The sequence below is a fragment of the Pseudoxanthomonas mexicana genome (assembly GCF_014397415.1).
Lineage (GTDB): Bacteria > Pseudomonadota > Gammaproteobacteria > Xanthomonadales > Xanthomonadaceae > Pseudoxanthomonas_A > Pseudoxanthomonas_A mexicana.
Window position 1 is genome coordinate 2,621,147 of sequence record NZ_CP060731.1, and the last position, 19,661, is coordinate 2,640,807.

General features: G+C 66.5%; 14 protein-coding genes. 9 read left to right on the forward strand and 5 right to left on the reverse strand.

What is annotated here, in order from left to right; all coding sequences use genetic code 11:
- Positions 1-27: 27 nt before the first annotated feature.
- Positions 28-912, forward strand: a complete 885-nt coding sequence (locus IAE60_RS12305; protein ID WP_187572467.1) for a LytTR family DNA-binding domain-containing protein — start codon at positions 28-30, stop codon at positions 910-912.
- Positions 913-915: 3 nt separating this feature from the next.
- On the opposite strand, the gene IAE60_RS12310 is transcribed toward IAE60_RS12305, so the two are convergent.
- A complete protein-coding gene (locus tag IAE60_RS12310) occupies positions 916-2,829 on the reverse strand; it encodes a tetratricopeptide repeat-containing diguanylate cyclase (RefSeq protein WP_187572468.1) in 1,914 nt (637 codons plus the stop codon).
- Positions 2,830-2,955: 126 nt separating this feature from the next.
- On the opposite strand from IAE60_RS12310, the gene prfB reads away from it, so the two are divergent.
- The 4 genes from prfB (at position 2,956) to IAE60_RS12330 (ending at position 9,388) form a co-directional block, all read left to right on the forward strand.
- A protein-coding gene (gene prfB, locus IAE60_RS12315; protein WP_187572469.1) for a peptide chain release factor 2 occupies positions 2,956-4,081 on the forward strand; the annotation gives its coding sequence in 2 pieces (ribosomal slippage) (positions 2,956-3,030 and positions 3,032-4,081; 1,125 coding nt in all).
- A 103-nt stretch (positions 4,082-4,184) separates the two neighbouring features.
- Positions 4,185-5,705 carry a lysine--tRNA ligase gene (gene lysS / locus IAE60_RS12320; protein ID WP_187572470.1) on the forward strand — a complete coding sequence of 507 codons (1,521 nt, stop codon included), beginning with the start codon at positions 4,185-4,187 and terminating at the stop codon, positions 5,703-5,705.
- A gap of 347 nt (positions 5,706-6,052) precedes the next feature.
- Positions 6,053-7,192 (forward strand): cyclic di-GMP phosphodiesterase response regulator RpfG, encoded by a 1,140-nt coding sequence (gene rpfG, locus IAE60_RS12325; protein ID WP_162109313.1) that lies wholly within the window; start codon positions 6,053-6,055, stop codon positions 7,190-7,192.
- Positions 7,193-7,195: 3 nt separating this feature from the next.
- Complete coding sequence (locus tag IAE60_RS12330) at positions 7,196-9,388, forward strand: ATP-binding protein (RefSeq protein ID WP_187572471.1); 2,193 nt, start codon at positions 7,196-7,198, stop codon at positions 9,386-9,388.
- A 187-nt stretch (positions 9,389-9,575) separates the two neighbouring features.
- On the opposite strand, the gene IAE60_RS12335 is transcribed toward IAE60_RS12330, so the two are convergent.
- Positions 9,576-10,442 carry a crotonase/enoyl-CoA hydratase family protein gene (locus IAE60_RS12335; RefSeq protein ID WP_187572472.1) on the reverse strand — a complete coding sequence of 289 codons (867 nt, stop codon included), beginning with the start codon at positions 10,440-10,442 and terminating at the stop codon, positions 9,576-9,578.
- A 265-nt stretch (positions 10,443-10,707) separates the two neighbouring features.
- On the reverse strand, positions 10,708-12,387 hold the full coding sequence (locus IAE60_RS12340; protein WP_187572473.1) for a long-chain fatty acid--CoA ligase: 1,680 nt from the start codon (positions 12,385-12,387) through the stop codon (positions 10,708-10,710).
- A 94-nt stretch (positions 12,388-12,481) separates the two neighbouring features.
- Here IAE60_RS12340 and IAE60_RS12345 point away from each other — a divergent pair, with 94 nt between their 5' ends.
- On the forward strand, positions 12,482-12,943 hold the full coding sequence (locus tag IAE60_RS12345) for a Cif family virulence factor (protein WP_244966563.1): 462 nt from the start codon (positions 12,482-12,484) through the stop codon (positions 12,941-12,943).
- Here the strand turns inward: IAE60_RS12345 and IAE60_RS12350 are convergent, their stop codons facing one another.
- Positions 12,944-13,408: an LppP/LprE family lipoprotein gene (locus tag IAE60_RS12350; RefSeq protein ID WP_187572474.1), complete on the reverse strand. Its 465-nt coding sequence runs from the start codon at positions 13,406-13,408 to the stop codon at positions 12,944-12,946.
- Between the two features lie 145 nt (positions 13,409-13,553).
- On the opposite strand from IAE60_RS12350, the gene IAE60_RS12355 reads away from it, so the two are divergent.
- Positions 13,554-16,010 (forward strand): S9 family peptidase, encoded by a 2,457-nt coding sequence (locus tag IAE60_RS12355; RefSeq protein ID WP_187572475.1) that lies wholly within the window; start codon positions 13,554-13,556, stop codon positions 16,008-16,010.
- Between the two features lie 65 nt (positions 16,011-16,075).
- On the opposite strand, the gene acnA is transcribed toward IAE60_RS12355, so the two are convergent.
- Positions 16,076-18,841, reverse strand: coding sequence for an aconitate hydratase AcnA (gene acnA, locus IAE60_RS12360; protein WP_187572476.1), 2,766 nt, complete (start codon positions 18,839-18,841; stop codon positions 16,076-16,078).
- Positions 18,842-19,045: 204 nt separating this feature from the next.
- On the opposite strand from acnA, the gene IAE60_RS12365 reads away from it, so the two are divergent.
- Both IAE60_RS12365 and IAE60_RS12370 read left to right on the forward strand, forming a co-directional pair.
- Complete coding sequence (locus IAE60_RS12365) at positions 19,046-19,252, forward strand: AbrB/MazE/SpoVT family DNA-binding domain-containing protein (protein ID WP_187572477.1); 207 nt, start codon at positions 19,046-19,048, stop codon at positions 19,250-19,252.
- Positions 19,249-19,650 carry a type II toxin-antitoxin system VapC family toxin gene (locus IAE60_RS12370; protein WP_187572478.1) on the forward strand — a complete coding sequence of 134 codons (402 nt, stop codon included), beginning with the start codon at positions 19,249-19,251 and terminating at the stop codon, positions 19,648-19,650. Before IAE60_RS12365 ends, IAE60_RS12370 begins: the two co-directional genes overlap by 4 nt.
- The last annotated feature ends 11 nt before the right edge of the window (positions 19,651-19,661 follow it).

Here is a 19,661-nt window from a genome sequence, read left to right on the forward strand (position 1 = left end):
AGGACCGCCGAGGGCTAGAATGCGCGCATGACCGAACGCGCCGTGCTGTCCTACGAACGCTACCAGCCCTGGAAACGCGTGATCGAGGCCGGCTTCTGGATCGCGGTGACCGGGGTCAACTGCGTCGCCAACAGCATCACCACGCTGATGGAACTGCGACGCGGCGATTCGTCCATCCAGGCCTGGGAGCCGGCCGTCTGGGAAACCAGCAGCGCGGTGATGTGGCTGCTGGTGGTGTTGCCGGCGATGGCCTGGTTCACTCGGCGCTATCCCTTCCAGTGGGGCGACTGGCGGCGACAGCTCGCTAGGTATGCCGGGGCCAGCATCGTCGTCTGCCTCGTGCACGTGGTGGGCATGGTGGGGTTGCGGGTGCTCGCCTACCGGACCCAGGGCATGACCTACGACTTCGGCCCCTGGCCGCGCGAACTGGTCTATGAATACCTGAAGGATGTCCGCAGTTTCGCCTCCATCGTGCTGACGATGGAGGCCTACCGCCTGCTGCTGCGCCGTTGGCAGGGCGAGGCCAGCCTGCTGGCGGAGCCGGACGAGGGCCCGCCGCTGGAACCGGTGGACCGGCCCGAACGGTTCCTGATCCGCAAACTGGGGCGCGAATTCCTGGTCGCGGCGAACGACATCGAGTGGCTGCAGGCGGCAGGCAACTACGTCAACCTGCGGGTGCGCGGGCATGACTATCCGTTGCGCAGCACCATCGCCGGCATCGAATCCCGCCTGGACCCGCGCCGTTTCGCCCGCATCCATCGCAGTTACGTGGTGGCGCTGGACCACGTCGCATCCATCGAGCCGCTGGATTCCGGCGACGCGCGCGTCCATCTGCGCGACGGTACGGTGCTGCCCTGCAGTCGACGCTACCGCCAGGACCTGAGGACGCGCACCGGCGCCGAGCCGGGTTAGTTCTCAGGCCGCCCGCAGGGCCGCTTTCGGCAAGCGTTCGATGGCGTAGCTCGCCATCAGGTCGACGTTGCCGCTGCGCACGGCGTTTTCTGGTTCTTCCAGAACGCCGGCCGCACTGGCGCCTTCCGGCAGGGTACGGCCCCACAGGCCGGCCCACGCGTTGCGACGGTCCTTGGCGGCGTAGAGCGCACGGTCGGCCAGGCGGATGGCGTACTCCCACCCTTCGCGTCCCTCCTCGAAGAACGGGAACGGCGCGAAGCCCAGCGACACCGTGAGATCCCAGGCCCGCCCCGGCGCCAGCTCGCGGGCGCCGCCCAACCGCTCGTGCAGGCGCGCGGCGACCGTGCATGCCTGCGCCGCCGTGAGATCGGGGCAGGCCATCAGGAATTCCTCGCCGCCCCACCGTGCGATCACGTCGCCAGGCCGGCACAGGGTGCGCAGCGCGTCGGCGATGTCCACCAGCACGTCGTCGCCGGCATGGTGGCCGAACCCGTCGTTGACCTGCTTGAAGTGGTCGATGTCGATCAGGAACAGCACATGACGCATGCCGGGCGTGGCGCGTTGCGTTGACATCGCCTGCAGCGCGGTACCGGCCGCGCGGCGGTTGCGCAGGCCGGTGAGAGGATCGGTCGCGCTGACGGTGCGCAATTGCTGGTTCTTGCGCCGCTGGAGCAGGCCGAAGCCGACCCCCGCCATCACCAGCAGGATCATCGCCGCGACGCCGGCGTTACGCAGCAGGCGTGTTCTCTCCTCGTTGAGGGACTGGATCTGGGCCTTGTGCCGCATGGCCTGCAGTTCGCGCTGCGCGGCGGCGCTCTCGCTGCGCGCCTGCAGCTCGGCCAGCGATGCGAGCCGTTGCGCCTTGAGCGTCTCCATTTCCAGTGCGTGCAGGCGTGCGCCGACCGCCATGACGCCGTCCGCCTGGCCAAGCGCGGCATGCGCGGCCATCCAGGCGCGCAGCACCTCGCGCTGCTTCTGCGGCTGCGGCGTGCCGTCCACGTGCGACCAGGCCAAGCGTACCGTGGCCAGCGCGGCCGTGGGGTCGCCGGCGATGCGCTGCAGGGTCGACAGCTTGGCCAGCGAGCCGGCCAATCCCGGCGTGTCCGCACTCGTCTGCTGCGCCCGGATAACGGATGTGAGCACCTGCTGCGCCGGCCCCAGGCGCCCCTGCGTGATCCATATTCCCGCACGCTCTGCGCGCAGGCGTTCCACCACCGCCAATGCCTGCCTGCGGTGCGCCATGGCCTCGCCCTGGTCGATGACGGCCAGGGCCTCCGCCGTTCGGCCCAACCTGACCAGGTTGAGCACGTGGTTATGCAGGATCGCCGGATCTTCCAGCCCGACGGACGCGGCGATGGCCAATGCCTTGCGATGGAAGCCGTCGGCCACTTCCGGCGAGTCCAGGTAATCGGCGTGGATCAATCCGATGTTGCTGAGGGTGGTGGCCTGGAACAGGGCGGCCTCGTCGGCGGGCAACTGCCTGGCCAGGTCCTGCACGCGCAGGTAGGCCGCCTCGGCGCGATGGATCTGGCCGGCACCGTGGAAGACCGATCCTGCCTGCGAATAGGCGCGGGCGCGGAACGCCAGGGCCATTTCGGGATGCGCCAGCACGAGGCGCTCCATGCGGGCGCCGGCCTCCACCGCGCGTTTCCGGTCGCCGGACAGGCCGGCGGCGATGCCCAGGCAACTGAGGGTCTTCAGCTCGTCCTCGACGGTCAGGTCGGCCTCGCGCAGCAGCGATTCGGCCAGCGCGGCCGCCACGGGGGGCGCATCGCGGCGCAGCTTCAGGCAGCGGGCCACCTGGCTGGCCCGCTCGGTGCCGGCCGCAACCGTGCCCTGGGCCCGCGAGGAGGGCAGGCCCAGCAGCACCAGGCCCAGCAGGCAGGGCAACAGGCGGGCGGTGAAGGGGGTCGGCATGAGCGGTCGGCTCTCGGACAGGGGCGCGCATATCGAATGCAAATCCCGTTCCATGCCGGCGCAGGACGGGTAGCTGCACGCCTCTGGTATCCTTGCCGACCGATTCCATTCCCCCGTCACAACCCCATGATCGAGCTCAATCCCATCCGCCAGCGCATCGCCGACCTGCAGGACAGGCTGGCCTCGCTCCGGGGGTATCTTTGACTACGATGCCAAGCGCGAACGCCTGGAAGAAGTAAACCGCGAGCTGGAAAACCCGGACATCTGGAACAACGCCGAGTACGCGCAGCAACTGGGCCGCGAGCGTTCCCTGCTGGACAAGACGGTCAACGGCATCCGTGACATCGAGGAAGGCCTGACCGGCGCCAGCGAGCTGCTGGAGCTGGCGGAAATGGAGAACGACGAGGATACCGCGCACGCCGTGGTGGCCGACGTCGAACGTTATGCCGCGCACGTGGACAAGCTGGAGTTCCAGCGCATGTTCTCCGGCAAGATGGACAGCGCCAACGCCTTCGTCGACATCCAGGCCGGCGCCGGCGGCACCGAGGCGCAGGACTGGGCGGAAATCCTGCTGCGGATGTACCTGCGATGGTGCGAATCGCGCGGCTGGAAGACCGAGCTGATGGAAGCCAGCGGCGGCGACGTGGCCGGCATCAAGTCGGCGACGCTGCGCGTGGAGGGCGACTTCGCCTACGGCTGGCTGAAGACCGAGACCGGCGTGCACCGCCTGGTGCGCAAGTCGCCGTTCGATTCGGACAACCGCCGCCATACCAGCTTCACCTCGGTGTTCGTGTCGCCGGAAGTCGACGACAACATCGACATCGACATCAATCCGGCCGACCTGAAGACCGACGTGTACCGCTCCTCCGGCGCCGGCGGCCAGCACGTCAACAAGACCGAATCGGCCGTGCGCATCACCCACGTGCCCACCGGGATTGTGGTGGCCTGCCAGACCGGCCGCAGCCAGCACCAGAACCGCGACAACGCGATGAAGATGCTGGCCGCCAAGCTGTACGAGCTGGAAATCCAGAAGCGCAACGCGGAGCGCGATGCGGTGGAAGCCACCAAGTCCGACATCGGTTGGGGCAGCCAGATCCGCAACTACGTGCTGGACCAGAGCCGCATCAAGGACCTGCGCACCGGCGTGGAGCGTTCGGATACCCAGAAGGTGCTGGACGGCGACCTGGACGAGTTCGTCGAGGCCAGCCTGAAATCCGGCCTGGAAGCGGGCGCCAAACGCATCGACGCTTGAAAGCAGGAGTCAGGGGAGAGGAGTGAGGAGTGAGCGTCAGGTTCGCTCCTCATTCCGGCCCCCCTCACTTCTCACTCCTCCCCACTCACTCCTCGCCTACGCCATGACCGACCAGACCAGCGCAACGCCTCCCGCCGACGAGAACAGCCTCATCGCCGAGCGCCGCGCCAAACTGACGGCCCTGCGCGGGCAGGGCATCGCGTTCCCCAACGATTTCCGTCGTGGCGACTACGCCGGCGACCTGCAGGCCCAGTACGGCGATGCCGAGCTGTGGACTGTCGAAGCGCTGGAAGGTGCCGGCCGCCGCGTGAAGCTGGCCGGCCGCCTGATGGCCAAGCGGGTGATGGGCAAGGCCAGCTTCGTGCAGATCCAGGACGAATCCGGCCGCATCCAGCTGTTCCTGCAGTCGAACACGCTGGGCGAGACCTACGACGCCTTCAAGGGCTGGGACATCGGCGACATCGTCGGCGTCGAGGGCAGCCTGACCCGGACCCGCACCGGGGAACTGTCGGTCAAGGCCGACGTCCTTCGCCTGCTGACCAAGTCGCTGCGCCCGCTGCCGGACAAGTGGCATGGCCTGTCCGACGTCGAGCAGCGCTATCGCCAGCGCTACGTGGACCTGATCGTCACGCCGGAAGCGCGGGACGTGTTCATCAAGCGCTCGCGCATCATCCGTGCGATCCGCGAGTGGCTGGATGCCCGGCGTTTCCTGGAAGTCGAGACGCCGATGATGCATTACATCCCCGGCGGCGCCGCGGCCAAGCCGTTCACCACGCACCACAACGCGCTGGACCTGGACCTGTACCTGCGCGTGGCGCCGGAGTTGTACCTGAAGCGCCTGGTCGTCGGCGGACTGGAGCGGGTCTACGAGATCAACCGCAACTTCCGCAACGAAGGCGTCAGCACGCGGCACAACCCCGAGTTCACGATGCTCGAGCTGTACGAGGCCTACGCCACGTACACCGAGATCATGGACCTCACCGAGGGGGTCATCCGCGATGTCGCCCACGAGGTCCTGGGCACCGGCCAGGTCACCTGGGACGGTCAGGACATCGACCTGGAGCCGGCGTTCCGCCGCTGGCGCATGGATGAGGCGGTACGCCACCACAACCCCGAGATCAGCCTTGCCGACTGCACGGACCGCGAGGCGCTAGTACGCCATTGCGAGCGGCTGAAGATCCATGTGAAGCCGTCCTACGGCTGGGGCAAGCTGCTGCTGGAGATCTTCGAGAAGACCGTGGAACACACGCTGATCCAGCCCACCTTCATCACCGACCACCCGGTTGAGGTGTCGCCGCTGGCCCGCGCCAACGACAAGGACCCCGGCTACACCGACCGCTTCGAGCTGTTCATCAACGGCAAGGAGCTGGCCAACGGCTTCTCCGAACTCAACGACCCCGAGGACCAGGCCGCGCGCTTCATGGCCCAGGTCCAGGCGAAGGAGGGCGGTGATGACGAAGCCATGCATTTCGACGCCGACTACATCCGCGCCCTGGAGGTCGGGCTGCCGCCGACCGGCGGCCTGGGCATCGGCATCGATCGGCTGGTCATGCTGTTGACCGGCTCCGATTCGATCCGGGACGTGCTGCTGTTCCCCTACATGCGTCCGGAAGCCCAGGGGTGACCCACGGTCCCCGTGAGCGTCAAAAGAGTGACGCTGCGCGGCAGAATGGGCACATGATGGCATGACGCGACGGGACCACACTGGCGGGGCCCCAGCCCGCGGGCGGCGGACCCCGGGTGGACACGGGACCGGACATGCCGAAATATGTGACGAACATCAACGTGCGGAACCCTGAAACACCCTGGAGGCGGCTGGCACGCTTCCTGCGTGGATTTCCACGCAGGTCGGTCAATTCTTCGCCGCCCGCGCCGATAGAGATCAGGGGAGGGGGCTCCGTGATCGGCATCGGTTCCCTTCGTGGATCTCGGTCCCAGCCTGGGGCCGGGCCGCCGAACAGGACTGCCACCATGCTGGATGCGAGCGTCGCCACCGCCGGAGTATCCTTGCCCGACAGCCACGTCACGTGGCCACAAGGGGTGGGGCACGCATTGAACATCGTCATCGTCGACGATCAGACGTCCGCGCGTACCATGCTGCGCCATGTCATCGAGGACATCGCGTCCGAGCTGGCCGTCCACGATTTCGGCGATCCCCTGGCGGCCCTGGAATGGTGCGAGAAGAACCGCACCGACCTGCTGCTGCTCGACTACCGCATGCCGGGCATGGACGGGCTGGAGTTCGCCCGCCGGTTCCGCCGACTGCCGATGCACCGCGACATCGCCATCATCCTGATCACCGTGGTCGGCGATGAACCCATCCGTCAGGCCGCGCTGGAAGCGGGTGTCATCGACTTCCTGGTCAAGCCGGTGCGTCCGCGCGAGCTGCGTGCCCGCTGCCGCAATCTGCTCCAGCTGCGCCAGCAGTCCGAGAACGTCAAGCAGCGCGCCCTGTCGCTGGAGCAGCGCCTGCTGTCCAGCATGCACGAGGTGGAAGAGCGCGAGCGCGAAACGCTATCGCGCCTGGCCCGCGCCATCGAGTACCGCGACAGCGGCACCAGCGCCTACCTCGAGCGCATGGCCCACGTGGCGGGACTGATCGCCGAGCAGCTCGGCCTGCCCGAGGACGAGGTGCGGACCATCGAGATGGCCGCGCCGCTGCATGACATGGGCAAGATCGCCATTCCCGATTCGGTGCTGATGAAGGCGGGCCCGCTGACCGCGGACGAGACCGATGTCATGCGCCGTCATCCGAAGATCGGGCACCAGTTGCTCTCCGGCAGCCAGAACCGCTTCATCCAGGCGGGCGCCGTGATCGCGCTGCGGCACCATGAGCGCTACGACGGCAGCGGTTATCCCGATGGCCTCGTGGGCGAGGAAATCCCGTTGGAAGCCAGGATCGTGGCGGTGGCGGACGTATTCGACGCCCTCATCTCGCCGCGCCCCTACAAGAAGGCGTGGGACAAGGACGCGGCGCTGGCCTATCTGTATGCCCAGCGCGGTCGCCTGTTCGATCCCGCATGTGTCGACGCGCTGATCCGTGGGCGGGCGCGGCTGGACGACATCTGCGAACGCTACTCGACGGTGCAGAGCCGTCCAGGGATGGAGTGAGCCATGTCCAACGTCCTTACCTGGGTCAAATCCCGCCTTGAGCATCGCGGCGACAGCGAGCACGGCCAGGCGCTGATCCGTGTCGCGCTGATTTCCATCATCCTGGTCTACGCGCTGCTGCCCTCGTCGCGCGCGGCGCTGCCTACCGACGAGTATTCCATCGTCCTGACCATCATCGTCTCGGGCCTGGTCAACGGGCTGGGCATCATTGCCTGGCTGCTGGTGCAGCCTGGCAAGTCGCACGTGCGCCGCGGGCTGGGCATGATCGCCGACTATGGCCTGCTGGCCGCCGCGATGAACGGCATGGGCGAGCCGCTGTCGTGGGCCTACGTGGTGCTGATGTGGATCACCGTGGGCAACGGCCTGCGCTATGGCAACCGCTACCTGGTGGTCGCGGTCACCATGGCCAGCACGGCTTTCGCCGCCGTGGTGTGGATGAACGATTATTGGCGCGCCAACGCCACCCTCGGCGTCGGCCTGGTGCTGGGTCTGATCGCCGTGCCCATGTACCTGTCAGGCCTGCTGCGGGACCTGACCCGCGCCACCGACGAAGCGCGCCGCGCCAACGAGGCCAAGAGCCGTTTCCTGGCCAACATGAGCCACGAGTTCCGCACGCCCCTGAACGGCCTGGCCGGCATGTCGGAACTGCTGGCCACCACGCGCCTGGACACCGAACAGCGCGAATGCCTGTCCACCATCCAGGCGTCCACCCGCACCCTGCTGGGCCTGGTGGAAGACGTGCTGGACATTTCCGCGATCGAGGCGGGCAAGGTCAAGCTGAACGTCGTCGAGTTCTCTCCACGCGAACTGGTGGAGAGCATCGGCCTGATCCTGATGCCGCAGGCGCGCGGCAAGCAGGTGCGCTACGAAGGGCGGGTGGACGACGCCATTCCGGCCAAGCTGCGGGGCGACGCGGGTCACCTGCGCCAGGTCCTGCTGAACCTCGCGGGCAATGCGGTCAAGTTCACCGACGAAGGCGAGGTGCGCCTGACGGTGGCCCCCACGCTGGTGGACGGCCAGCACCTGCGCCTGCGTTTCACCGTCACCGACACCGGAATCGGCATCCCCGTGGCGTTGCGCGAGCGCCTGTTCGAGGCGTTCGAACAGGCGGACGGCAGCCTGTCGCGCCGCTACGGCGGCACGGGGCTGGGGACGACCATCGCCAAGGGTCTCACCGAGGCGATGGGCGGCACCATCGGCTTCGAGAGCAACGAGCAGCGCGGCAGCTGCTTCTGGGTCGAGCTGCCGTTCGACGCGGTCCCGGAGCGCGTCATCGTGCCCGCCGTGCAGGGCCACGCCGAATGGCTGGAGGAAACGCCGGATACGGCCAGCGCCGAGAACATCATCGCGTTCTCGGATCCGTTCCTGCGCCACCGCGCGCGCGTGCGCAGCATGCAGATCCTGGTGGCCGACGACCACGAGGCCAACCGCATGGTCGTGCAGCGCCTGCTGCAGAAGGCGGGGCACCGCATCACCTGCGTCAACGGCGGCGAAGAGGTGCTGGACGCGCTGGAATCCTCGTCCTACGACGCGGTCATCTGCGACCTGCACATGCCGGGCTTGAGCGGCCTGGACCTGCTGAAGCAGCTGCGCGTGATGGAAGCGGGCAGCGGCAGCCGCACCCCGGTACTGATCCTGAGCGCCGATGTCACGCCCGAGGCGATCCAGCGGTGCGAGCAGGCGGGCGCGCGCGCATTCCTCGCCAAACCGGTGGTCGCGACCCGGCTGCTGGATGCGCTGGCCGATGTCGCCACGTCGGGTCGCGTGGCCGCGACGACGGTTTCGAACACGCCCGTGCGGCCGGAGGTGTCCGACGGTGTGCTGGACGTCAGCGTGCTGGACGAACTCACTGCCTTGGGCATGGGGGACGCGTTCGAACGGGAATTCATCGAACAGTGCCTCAACGACGCCGATGGCTGCATCGGCGCCATGGCCCATGCGATGGAGCGGGGCGACGGCGAACATCTGCGCGAACATGCGCATGCATTGAAAGGCGTAGCCAGCAATCTGGGCTTGGTGAAGCTGGCGGCGGCCGCAGGCGAGATGATGGGTCTGGCCGACTGGCAGATCTCGCGCGAATGGCGCCACCGCCTGGCCGCGCTCAACTCCCACCTGAGCCATGGCCGCGCGGCACTCGATGCGCGGCAGCGGGTGCGCGGCGCGACGGAGAAGGGCGGCGAAGGCTCCTCGTCCTGACCGCGCGTGGTTCCGTCATGCGGGTGGCGCGAGCGCGATCCGGCGGGATAGCTCACCGGGCACCGGCAGAAAGCCAGGCCCGTGGCGAGTACGGTGTCCCGGACTCGCCCTTGAAGGCGCCTGCGCGCGCTCCAACCCCTGATGCCCCTGTAGTCCCCTGTACTTGCAGCAGACGTGCGGGTGCCGCTCAGGCAGCGCGGATGGAGCGCTTTTCCTGGGCGCGGACGATGCGCTCCATCATCTTCAGCGACTTGTCGCCCAGCGTCAGGGCCGTATCCACCCAGACTTCGGTGATGCCCATCAGCTCGTCGTAGCCGACCGGCTGCGCCAGGTTGCGGCAGGCATTCAGCGCCAGGTGCGCATGGGGTGAACGGCGCTGCTTGTCGATGATCGTCTGCACGGCCGCCGCTCCCTGGCCCTTCGGCACCAGCACGTCCACCACGCCCATCTTGTATAGCTCGTCGCTGGTGTAGATGTTGCCCTCCAGGATGATCCGCTCGGCGACCTGCGGCGACACGCGCTTGCACAGGAAGGAATAGGCGCCCATGCCCGGGAACAGGCCGAACAGCACTTCCGGCAGGCCCATGTCCACGCCTTCTTCGGCCACGATGGTGTGGCAGGACAGCGCGATCTCCAGGCCGCCGCCCAGCGCGTCGCCCTGGATCAGCGCGATGGTGCGTACGTCGCCGCCCAGGCCGGTGTTGAGATGATGCACGCCGTCGATGCAGCGTCGCGCATAGCTGAGCAGGCGGTCGCGGTTGTTCTCGCGGATCAGCTGCGAAAACAGTTCGAGATCGCCGCCGAGGTTGAAGGCGCTCGCATCGGACGCCACGACGAGGTGGCGCAGCTTGCCCGGCTGGCGCTGCGATTCGCGCAGGGTGATCGAGTTCATGAAGCTCAGCACGTCGTCGAGCATCTGGCTGCGGAAGCACGGACGCACGCCGGGCGCGACATCCGAATGCATGTACATCCAGTGGGCATCGCCGCTGGGTTCGGACTCGACGCGGATGGTCGGGAAGGAACGGGTGCGCTGCAGTTTTTCGACGTTGTTCATGGAGAGCTCCTTGGAGGGGTTTCTTGCCCGCGGCAGGGGAAAGCGGGTGACGGATTAATGTGACGCAGGTGGCATCACGCGCCGATCCTACACCTGAACGAATAATTAAAATCCAGTGCACACGCGCGCTTGCGGCAAGATGCCGGGGGCAGGAAGGCATCAGTCTCGATATTTGTGACAAGCGTCTAGAATCCACCCCTAAAGTCCTGAACCAAAAGAAAAAGGCCGGCACAGGGCCGGCCTTCTCCATAAAGCTGAACAGGGGTCAGCCAACCTTGGCGGGCTCGCGCAGTTCCTTGCGCAGGATCTTGCCCACGTTGGTCTTCGGCAGTTCCGTGCGGAACTCCACGTAGCGGGGCTGCTTGTAGCCGGTGAGGTTGTCGCGGCAGTACGCCTTGATCTGCTCGACGGTGAGCGACGGGTCCTTCTTCACGATGAAGACCTTCACCGCCTCACCGGACTTGTCGTCAGGCACGCCCACCGCCGCCACCTCCAGCACGCCGTCCAGGCCGGCAATCACGTCTTCCACCTCGTTCGGGTACACGTTGAAGCCGGATACCAGGATCATGTCCTTCTTGCGGTCGACGATGTAGAAGAAGCCGTTCTCGTCCATCTTCGCCATGTCGCCGGTGTGCAGCCAGCCTTCGGCGTCCATGACCTTCGCCGTCTCCTCGGGACGCTGCCAGTAACCCTTCATCACCTGCGGACCCTTGATGCACAGCTCGCCCACTTCGCCGAGCGGCACTATGTTGCCGTCGTCGTCCTTCAGGCAGGCATCGGTGGACGGCACCGGCAGGCCGATCGCGCCGTTGTAGTCGTGCAGGTTCATCGGGTTGATGCAGGCCGCCGGCGAGGTCTCGGTCAGGCCGTAGGCCTCGACCAGGGTCACGCCGGTGACCTTCTTCCACTTCTCGGCGACCGCCCGCTGCACGGCCATGCCGCCGCCCAGCGTCATCTTGAGGTTGGAGAAATCCACTTCATCGAAGCCGGGCGTGTTGAGCAGGCCATTGAACAGCGTGTTGACGCCGGTGATGGCGGTGAAGCGCGTGGCCTTCAGTTCCTTGACGAAGCCCGGCATGTCGCGCGGATTGGTGATCAGGTGGTTCAGGCCGCCCAGCTTCATGAAGACCAGGCAGTTCGCCGTCAGGGCGAAGATGTGGTACAGCGGCAACGCGGTGATGATCACTTCGTTGCCGTAGTCCAGGCCGGTACCGACCCACACGCCGGCCTGCTGCATGTTGGCCACCAGGTTGCGGTGCGTGAGCATCGCGCCCTTGGCCACGCCGGTGGTGCCGCCGGTGTACTGCAGGAAAGCGATGTCGCCGGAATCGATGTCGACGTCGGGCAGGGCATGCAACTGGCCCAGGGTCAGCGTGTCCTTGAAGCGCACCGCGCCCGCGATGTCGTAGTCGGGCACCATCTTCTTCACGTACTTCAGCACGAAGTTGACGATGGCGCCCTTGGGGAAGCCGACCAGGTCGCCCAGCGCCGTGGTGATGACCTGCCTGACCTGGGTGCCGGCGAGGGCCTCCTGCGCGGTCTTGCCGAAGTTGTCCACCACCAGCAGCACGCTGGCGCCGGAATCCACCAACTGGTGCTTTAGCTCGCGCGGCGTGTACATCGGATTGACGTTGACCACCGTCAGGCCCGCGCGCAGCACGCCGAAGATGGCGATGGGATACTGCAGGCAGTTGGGCATCATGATGGCGACACGGTCGCCCTTCTTGAGCTTCAGCTCCCCAAGCAGGTACGCCGCGAACTGGCGGCTGAGCTTGTCGATCTCGCCGTAGGTCAGGGTCTTGCCGAAGTTGCGGAACGCGGGGCGGTCGCGATACTTGCTGATCGCCTCATCGAAGACGGACACGATGGAGCGATACTGCTCCAGGTCCACTTCGTGGGGCACGCCTTGCGGGTAACTCTTGAACCACGGACGTTCCTGACTCATCGTTCTGCTCCCTCCCCAGGGTCTTCTGGCTTCGTTGCGGCGTACTGTGGGCCGGCGCCCGGTCGCGGCGCCTTTCGGGAGCATACCGTTCCGGATGGAAAAGGCGAAGGTTTCGATGGCAGTCACGGAAAAGAAGATGCGGGTCGCCGCGCTGGCATTGCTGTTGGGACTGGTGGCGTGCGCACCCGCAGCGCCCGAGCACAGGCTGCGGGCGCGCTTCGGCGAGATGCAGGCGGCGGTGGAAAAAGGGCAGGCCGGCGACTTCATGGAAGGCGTCAGCCCGGATTTCACGGGCGAGTCCGGGATGGATCGTGCGGCGCTGCACAATCTCCTGCGGGCGCGCATGCTGGCCGACTCACACTTGGGCGTGACCACCGGGCCGTTGGAGGTGGTCGTGCAGGGCGACAACGCAACCGTCGCGTTCGATGTGGTGCTGACCGCAGGCAACGGGCGTCTGCTGCCGGATCAGGCACGTGCCTATCGGGTCACGACCGCGTGGCGGACGGAAGACGACGAGTGGCGCGTCTACCATGCGCGCTGGAACGGCACGCCTTGATCATTTCACCGGCGTGAGCTTCCCGGGCGTCCAGCGGTAGCGCAGTGTCTTGGCGACGGAGGGACAACAACGGGGATCGTTCGGACCTGGCCATTTGGTCTTCAGCTCGATGGTGCCGTTGCGTACCAGCATGCCTTCCACGCTACCAAGCGGCTCGCCGGTCTCGCCGGCGGGCATATAGCGCTGTCCTTTGTGCGCCAGCACCGTGACGCCGTGGTGCCAATAGGTGGGGCCCAGCATCGTCCACAGCACGACGACCTCCGCCTCTCCGTCGCCATCCAGGTCGGCCACGGCGATGTCGCCCGCTTCATAGGCTTCCTGCGGGCTCGCGCTTGCCTGCTGTGTGGCCAGGAACTGCTCGGCGATACGCCTGGCCTGGTCGGCGTCGGGTGGTGCGGCGCGTGCGTTGGCATGGACGGCGAGCAAAAGGAGCAGGCAGGTGGAACGCAGGACAGGGATTCCCATAGCGGCGTCTCGGCTGACCTCCAGCGAAGGCCTTCAACGTCCCGAACGCCGTAAGCGCGCCCAACCGGCAACCTTCCCGTGCGTGGTCTTGCCTTGGCAGGGGAGGAGCCATGATGATCGGCTCGTCCAAATGGGGAAACCGCTCATGTCGATTCGCTGGAAACTCTTGGCGTGCCTGTGGCTGGCCGCTGGAAATGCCCTCGCGCAGGACGCGCTGCCGTACCAGACGCCCCCCGCCGAGATCCTGCAGCTCGCCGACGTGCAACGCCCGCCCACCGTTGTGACGGACAGCCGCAAGCAGCACCTCGTACTGTTCTACCGCGATACGTTCAAGTCGCTGGCGGAACTGTCCGACGAGGAGCTCCGTCTCGGTGGCCTACGGGTCAATCCGCGCACCAACATCGCCAGCACCACGACCTACTACAACCACGTGCAGGTGCAGGAGCTGCAGGGCGGAAGCGCGCGGCATGTGACGGGATTGCCGGCCTCGCCGCGTCTGGCAAATTTCACCTGGTCGCCCGACGAGCGCCGGCTGGCGTTCACGCACACGACACGGACCGGTGTGGAAGCGTGGGTGATGGAACTCGCGACCGCGCATGCTACACGCCTGACGGAAGCCCGCGTCAACGCCAATGTCGGCAATCCGCTCACGTGGTTCCGCGACAACCAGGCGTTGCTGGTCCGCATGTTGCCTTCACAGCGCCCGGCGCTGCTCGACACTTCACGCGCCGTCCCGACGGGACCGACGGTTTCGGTAAGCGATGGCAGCAAGGCCCAGAACCGCACCTATCAGGACTTACTGAAGAATCCCTCGGATGAAAGCAATTTCGCCGTGCTTGCCACCTCCGAGCTGCACCGCGTGCCGTTGAAGGGCCGCCCAACGCTCTGGCGTGCGGCGGCCATGTACACGGGGGAGTCGTTCTCGCCGGACGGCCGCTATGTATTGCTGCACACGCTGAAGAAGCCGTTCTCCTACTTGGTGCCCTATGGCCGCTTCCCTTACCGTGCGGAAGTGGTGGAAACCACGGGCAAGCCGGTGGTGACCGTCGTCGATGCTCCCTTGGCGGAAAACCTGCCGAAGGGCTTCATGGCCGTGCGCGCGGGGCGTCGCGACATCGAATGGCGCGCCGACCAACCCGCGACCTTGGTGTGGGCAGAGGCGCTCGACAAGGGCGACCCGGCGAATGAAGTGCCGTTCCGCGACGAGGCCTTTGCCTGGCAGGCGCCGTTCTCCAGCACGCCGCAATCGCTGTTCAAGACCGTCGATCGCGTGCAGGGCATCCTGTGGGGCGACGACACGCATGCGATCGTCACCGACTACTGGTGGAATACGCGCCACACGCGGACCTACGTGCTGGATCCGTCGAAGCCGGGCGCACCACTGCGCGAACTCGTCAGTCGCAGCTACCAGGATCAATACAGCGATCCGGGCCAGTTCGAGACGCGGAAGAATGCAGCCGGCGAGACCGTCCTTGCACTGGATAATGGGCAGGTGCACCTGATCGGCGAAGGTTTCACGCCTGAGGGTCAATTCCCCTTCATCGACAGGATGGAACTGGCCACCGGCGAGAAGGAGCGCCTGTACACGTCGAGGCTGGAAGGCCAGAAGGAGAGCATCCAGGCGCTGCTGGATCTGCAGCAGGGCACGGTACTGGTACGCATCGAATCGCCGACCGAGTTCCCTAACTATTACGTTCGTCACCTGAAGCAGCGGATCGCACCCGTGCCGGTGACGCGCTTCGAGAATCCGTTCAAGGCGTTGCAGGGCGTCTACAAGGAAGTCCTCGCGTACACGCGAGCGGATGGCCTGCCGCTGACCGGCACGCTGTACCTGCCGGCCGGCTACGACCGCAAGGCCAGGCGCGAGAAGCTGCCGCTGGTGATGTGGGCGTATCCCACCGAGTACAAGGACCGCGACAGCGCCGGCCAGAACACCACCAATCCTAACGAGTTCATCTTCCCGAGCTACGGCTCGCCTGTGTACTGGGTCGCGCGCGGCTATGCCGTGCTCGATGATGCCGCGTTCCCGATCGTGGGCGAGTGCAAGGACGAGCCGAATGACACCTTCATCAAGCAGCTGGTGGCCAACGCAAAGGCGGCGATAGACGCCGTCGACGGCCTCGGCTACATCGACCGTTCGCGCGTGGCCGTGGGGGGGCATTCCTACGGAGCATTCATGACGGCCAACCTGCTGACGCATTCGGACTTGTTCGCGGCCGGCATCGCGCGCAGCGGCGCCTACAACCGCACGCTGACGCCATTCGGCTTCCAGCAGGAGGAACGCAACTACTGGGAAGCTCCCAGCGTCTACAACGACATGTCGCCCTTCATGCACGTGGACAAGATGAAGACGCCGCTGCTGCTGGTGCACGGCGAGGCCGACAACAATTCCGGCACGTTTACCATGCAGAGTGAGCGTTACTTCAATGCGCTCAAGGGCTTCGGCGCGCCGGCGCGACTGGTGCTGCTACCGAAGGAGAGCCACGGCTACGCAGCGAAAGAATCGGTGCTTCACCTGCTGTGGGAACAGGACCAGTGGCTGGAGCGCTACGTGAAGAACAAGGGGCAGGCCACCGGCGCGTCACCAGCGGCCGCTCGCTGACCTCGGACGCACCTGCATGAAAAAGGCCGCCCGAGGGCGGCTTTTTTCTTTCCGTGTCAGTGCTGTCAGGCGGCCCTTCGCCCAGCCAGCTGGCGCAGCACGTAGTGCAACAGGCCACCGTGCCTGAAGTACTCGACTTCCTTCGGCGTCAGCAGCAGGACCTTGGCCTGGAACTCCACCGCCTTGCCGTCGGCCTTGTGCGCCGTGACCGTCGCTACCTTCGCGGCGCCGTCCTGCAGGCCGGTGACGTCGAACGTTTCCGATCCATCCAGGCCCAGCGACTGCGCATTCTGGCCATCGACGAACTGCAGCGGCAGCACGCCCATGCCGACCAGGTTGGAGCGGTGGATGCGTTCGAAACTCTCCGCGATCACCGCCTTCACGCCCAGCAGATTGGTGCCTTTGGCCGCCCAGTCGCGAGAGGAACCCGTGCCGTATTCCTTGCCGGCGATGACCACCAGCGGCACGCCGTCGGCCTTGTACTTCATCGCTGCATCGTAGATGGACAGTTTCTTCGGCGCGCCGCTGCCGTAGTACAGCGTGTTGCCGCCTTCCTCGCCGCCGAACATCAGGTTCTTGATGCGGATGTTGGCGAAGGTGCCGCGCACCATCACGTCGTCGTTGCCGCGGCGGCTGCCGTAGCTGTTGAAGTCGACCGGCTGCACGCCACGCGAGATCAGGAAGCGCCCTGCCGGCGAGTCCTTCTTGATGTTGCCGGCGGGCGAGATGTGGTCGGTGGTGATGGAATCGCCGAACAGGCCGAGCACGCGCGCGCCGTGCACGTCATCAATGCTGCCGACGGCCATCGACATGCCGTCGAAGTACGGTGGGTTCTTGATGTACGTCGAGCTGCCGTCCCACGCGTACAGGTCGCCATCGGGCGAGGCGATGGTGTTCCAGCGCGTATCGCCCTTGAACACGTCGGCGTAGTTCTTGGCGAACATCTCCGGCCCGATCGTCGCAGCGATGAAGTCGCCGATTTCCTTGTTGGTCGGCCAGATGTCCTTCAGGTAGACCGGCTGGCCATCGCTGCCGATACCCAGCGGCTCGGTCGTCAGGTCGATGTCGGTGGTGCCGGTGATGGCGTAGGCCACCACCAGCGGCGGGCTGGCCAGGTAGTTCATCTTCACTTCGGGATGCACGCGGCCCTCGAAGTTGCGGTTGCCCGACAGCACGGAGGCCACCACCAGGTCGTCGGCGGCGATCGCGGCCGAGACGTCGTCCGGCAGTGGACCCGAATTGCCGATGCAGGTCGTGCAGCCGTAGCCGACGACATAGAAGCCCAGCTTCTCGAGATCGTCCAGTACGCCGGCCTTCTCCAGGTAGTCGGTGACCACGCGCGAGCCCGGCCCCAGCGAGGTCTTGACCCAAGGCTGCGCCTTCAACCCCTTGGCCACAGCGTTGCGGGCCAGCAGGCCGGCCCCCAGCATCACCGCCGGATTGGACGTGTTGGTGCAGGACGTGATGGCCGCGATGACCACGTCGCCGTCCCGCAGCTTGGTCGCGCCGCTGTCGGGCGAGGATTCATGCGCCGCCTCTTTGGCCCCGACGGCGGTACCGCCACCGCCTTCGTTCTTCAGCCGGTCTTCCTGCACCAGGTCGTTGCGCTTGCGGCGGGCATCGGCGAACGGCGCCAGGTTGTCGCGGAAGTTCTGCTTGACGTCCTGCAGCAGCACGCGGTCCTGCGGGCGCTTGGGGCCGGCGAGGGAGGGCTTCACGTCGCCCATGTCCAGGTGCAGCGTGGCGCTGTACTCCGCATGCGGGCTGTCCGGCGTGTGCCACAGGCCCTGCGCCTTGGCGTAGGCCTCGACCAGCGCGATCTGTGCTTCGCTGCGACCGGACAGGCGCAGGTAGTTCAGTGACTCGCTGTCGATCGGGAAGATGCCACAGGTGGCGCCGTACTCCGGTGCCATGTTGCCGATGGTGGCGCGGTCGGCCAGCGGCAGGTGCTGCAGGCCGTCGCCGTAGAACTCGACGAACTTGCCCACCACCCCCAGCTTGCGCAGCATCTGGGTGACGGTCAGCACCAGATCGGTGGCGGTGGCACCCTCCGGAAGTTTGCCGGTCAGCTTGAAGCCGACCACCTGCGGGATGAGCATGGAGGAGGGTTGGCCCAGCATCGCGGCCTCGGCTTCGATACCGCCCACGCCCCAGCCCAGCACGCCGATGCCGTTGATCATGGTGGTGTGGCTGTCGGTGCCGAACACGGTGTCGGGATACGCGATGGCCTGGCCGTCACGCTCGCCCGTCATCACCACGCGGGCCAGGTTCTCCAGGTTCACCTGGTGGACGATGCCGGTATTCGGCGGCACCACCTTGAAATTGTCGAATGCCTTCTGGCCCCAGCGCAGGAACCCGTAGCGCTCCTTGTTGCGGTCGAACTCGATCTTGCCGTTGAGGTCCAGCGCGTCGGGCTTGCCGAACACATCGACCTGGATGGAGTGGTCGATGACCAGTTCGGACGGAATCAGGGGGTTGATCTGGTCCGGGCTGCCGCCCAGCTTGACCACGGCGTCGCGCATGGCGGCCAGGTCGACGACGCAGGGCACGCCGGTGAAGTCCTGCAGCACCACGCGGGCCGGCATGAAGGCGATCTCGGTGTCCGGTTCGCGGGTCGCCTCCCACTGCGCCACCGCCTGGATGTGTTCGGGCAGCACGGTCACGCCGTCTTCGCAGCGCAGCAGGTTCTCCAGCAGGATCTTCAGCGAGTAGGGCAGGCGGGCGAAGCCTCCCTGCGGGTCCAGCCGTTCGGCGAGCGCCGGCAGGCTGTAGTAGGCGTAGGACGTGCCGTTGACGTCCAGGGTTCGGCGGGTGGCGAAGGAATCGCTCATCGCGGAGGCTCCTGTAGCGGGGGAAAAGGGTGCGAGGGCAGCATAAAGCGTCCGTCCCGCGCGTCTTGTCGAGGCTTGCCCGGATTATCCGCCAACCCAGGCGCGGGCCGGGACCCGACCAACGGATGGGGTGGCGGACCGGGGAGGCATGCGGTACGTCAATGAAAGTATGTATAATTCATCCATACTCAAGAGGGCGTGACGATGGAAGCCACCGTTGCCGAACGCGGACAGATCACCCTCCCCAAGGCCGTGCGCGATGCGTTGGGCCTGACCAAGGGCAGTGTGCTGAAGGTCGAGCTGGAAGGTAGCCGCATCGTGTTGCGGAAGAGCGTCGACGACGCGATCTCGCGCGTGCGTGGCAAGTTCGCCCTCGATGCAGACGTCGCGAAAGGCGCCGCCAGCGAATGATCGCCGTCGATGCCCCCGTGCTGATCGAGCTGCTGACCGACGGTCCGCGCGCGGACGCCGTCGAGGCCGGGCTGCGCCAGAGCCTGGGCAGCGGCCGCGTCGTCGTCTGCGATGCCGCGCTGGCGCAGCTGTGCGCGTCGCTGCGCAATGGCGCGGAAGCGCTGGCGGCGCTGGAGGAGATGGGTGTGCATTTCAATGCCGTCGAAGCCAAGTCCGCGCTGCGCGCGGGCGAGATGCAGCGCCGCCACCGCCAGCGTGAGGGCGACGCCAGGCCGATCGCCGACTTCCTGGTGGGTGCGCACGCCCTGCTGCAGTGCGACGGCCTGATCACCTTCGACACCGCCTTCCACCGCGACTATTTCAAGGGCCTGAAACTGATCGTGCCCGCGAACGAATAAGCAGCACCCCG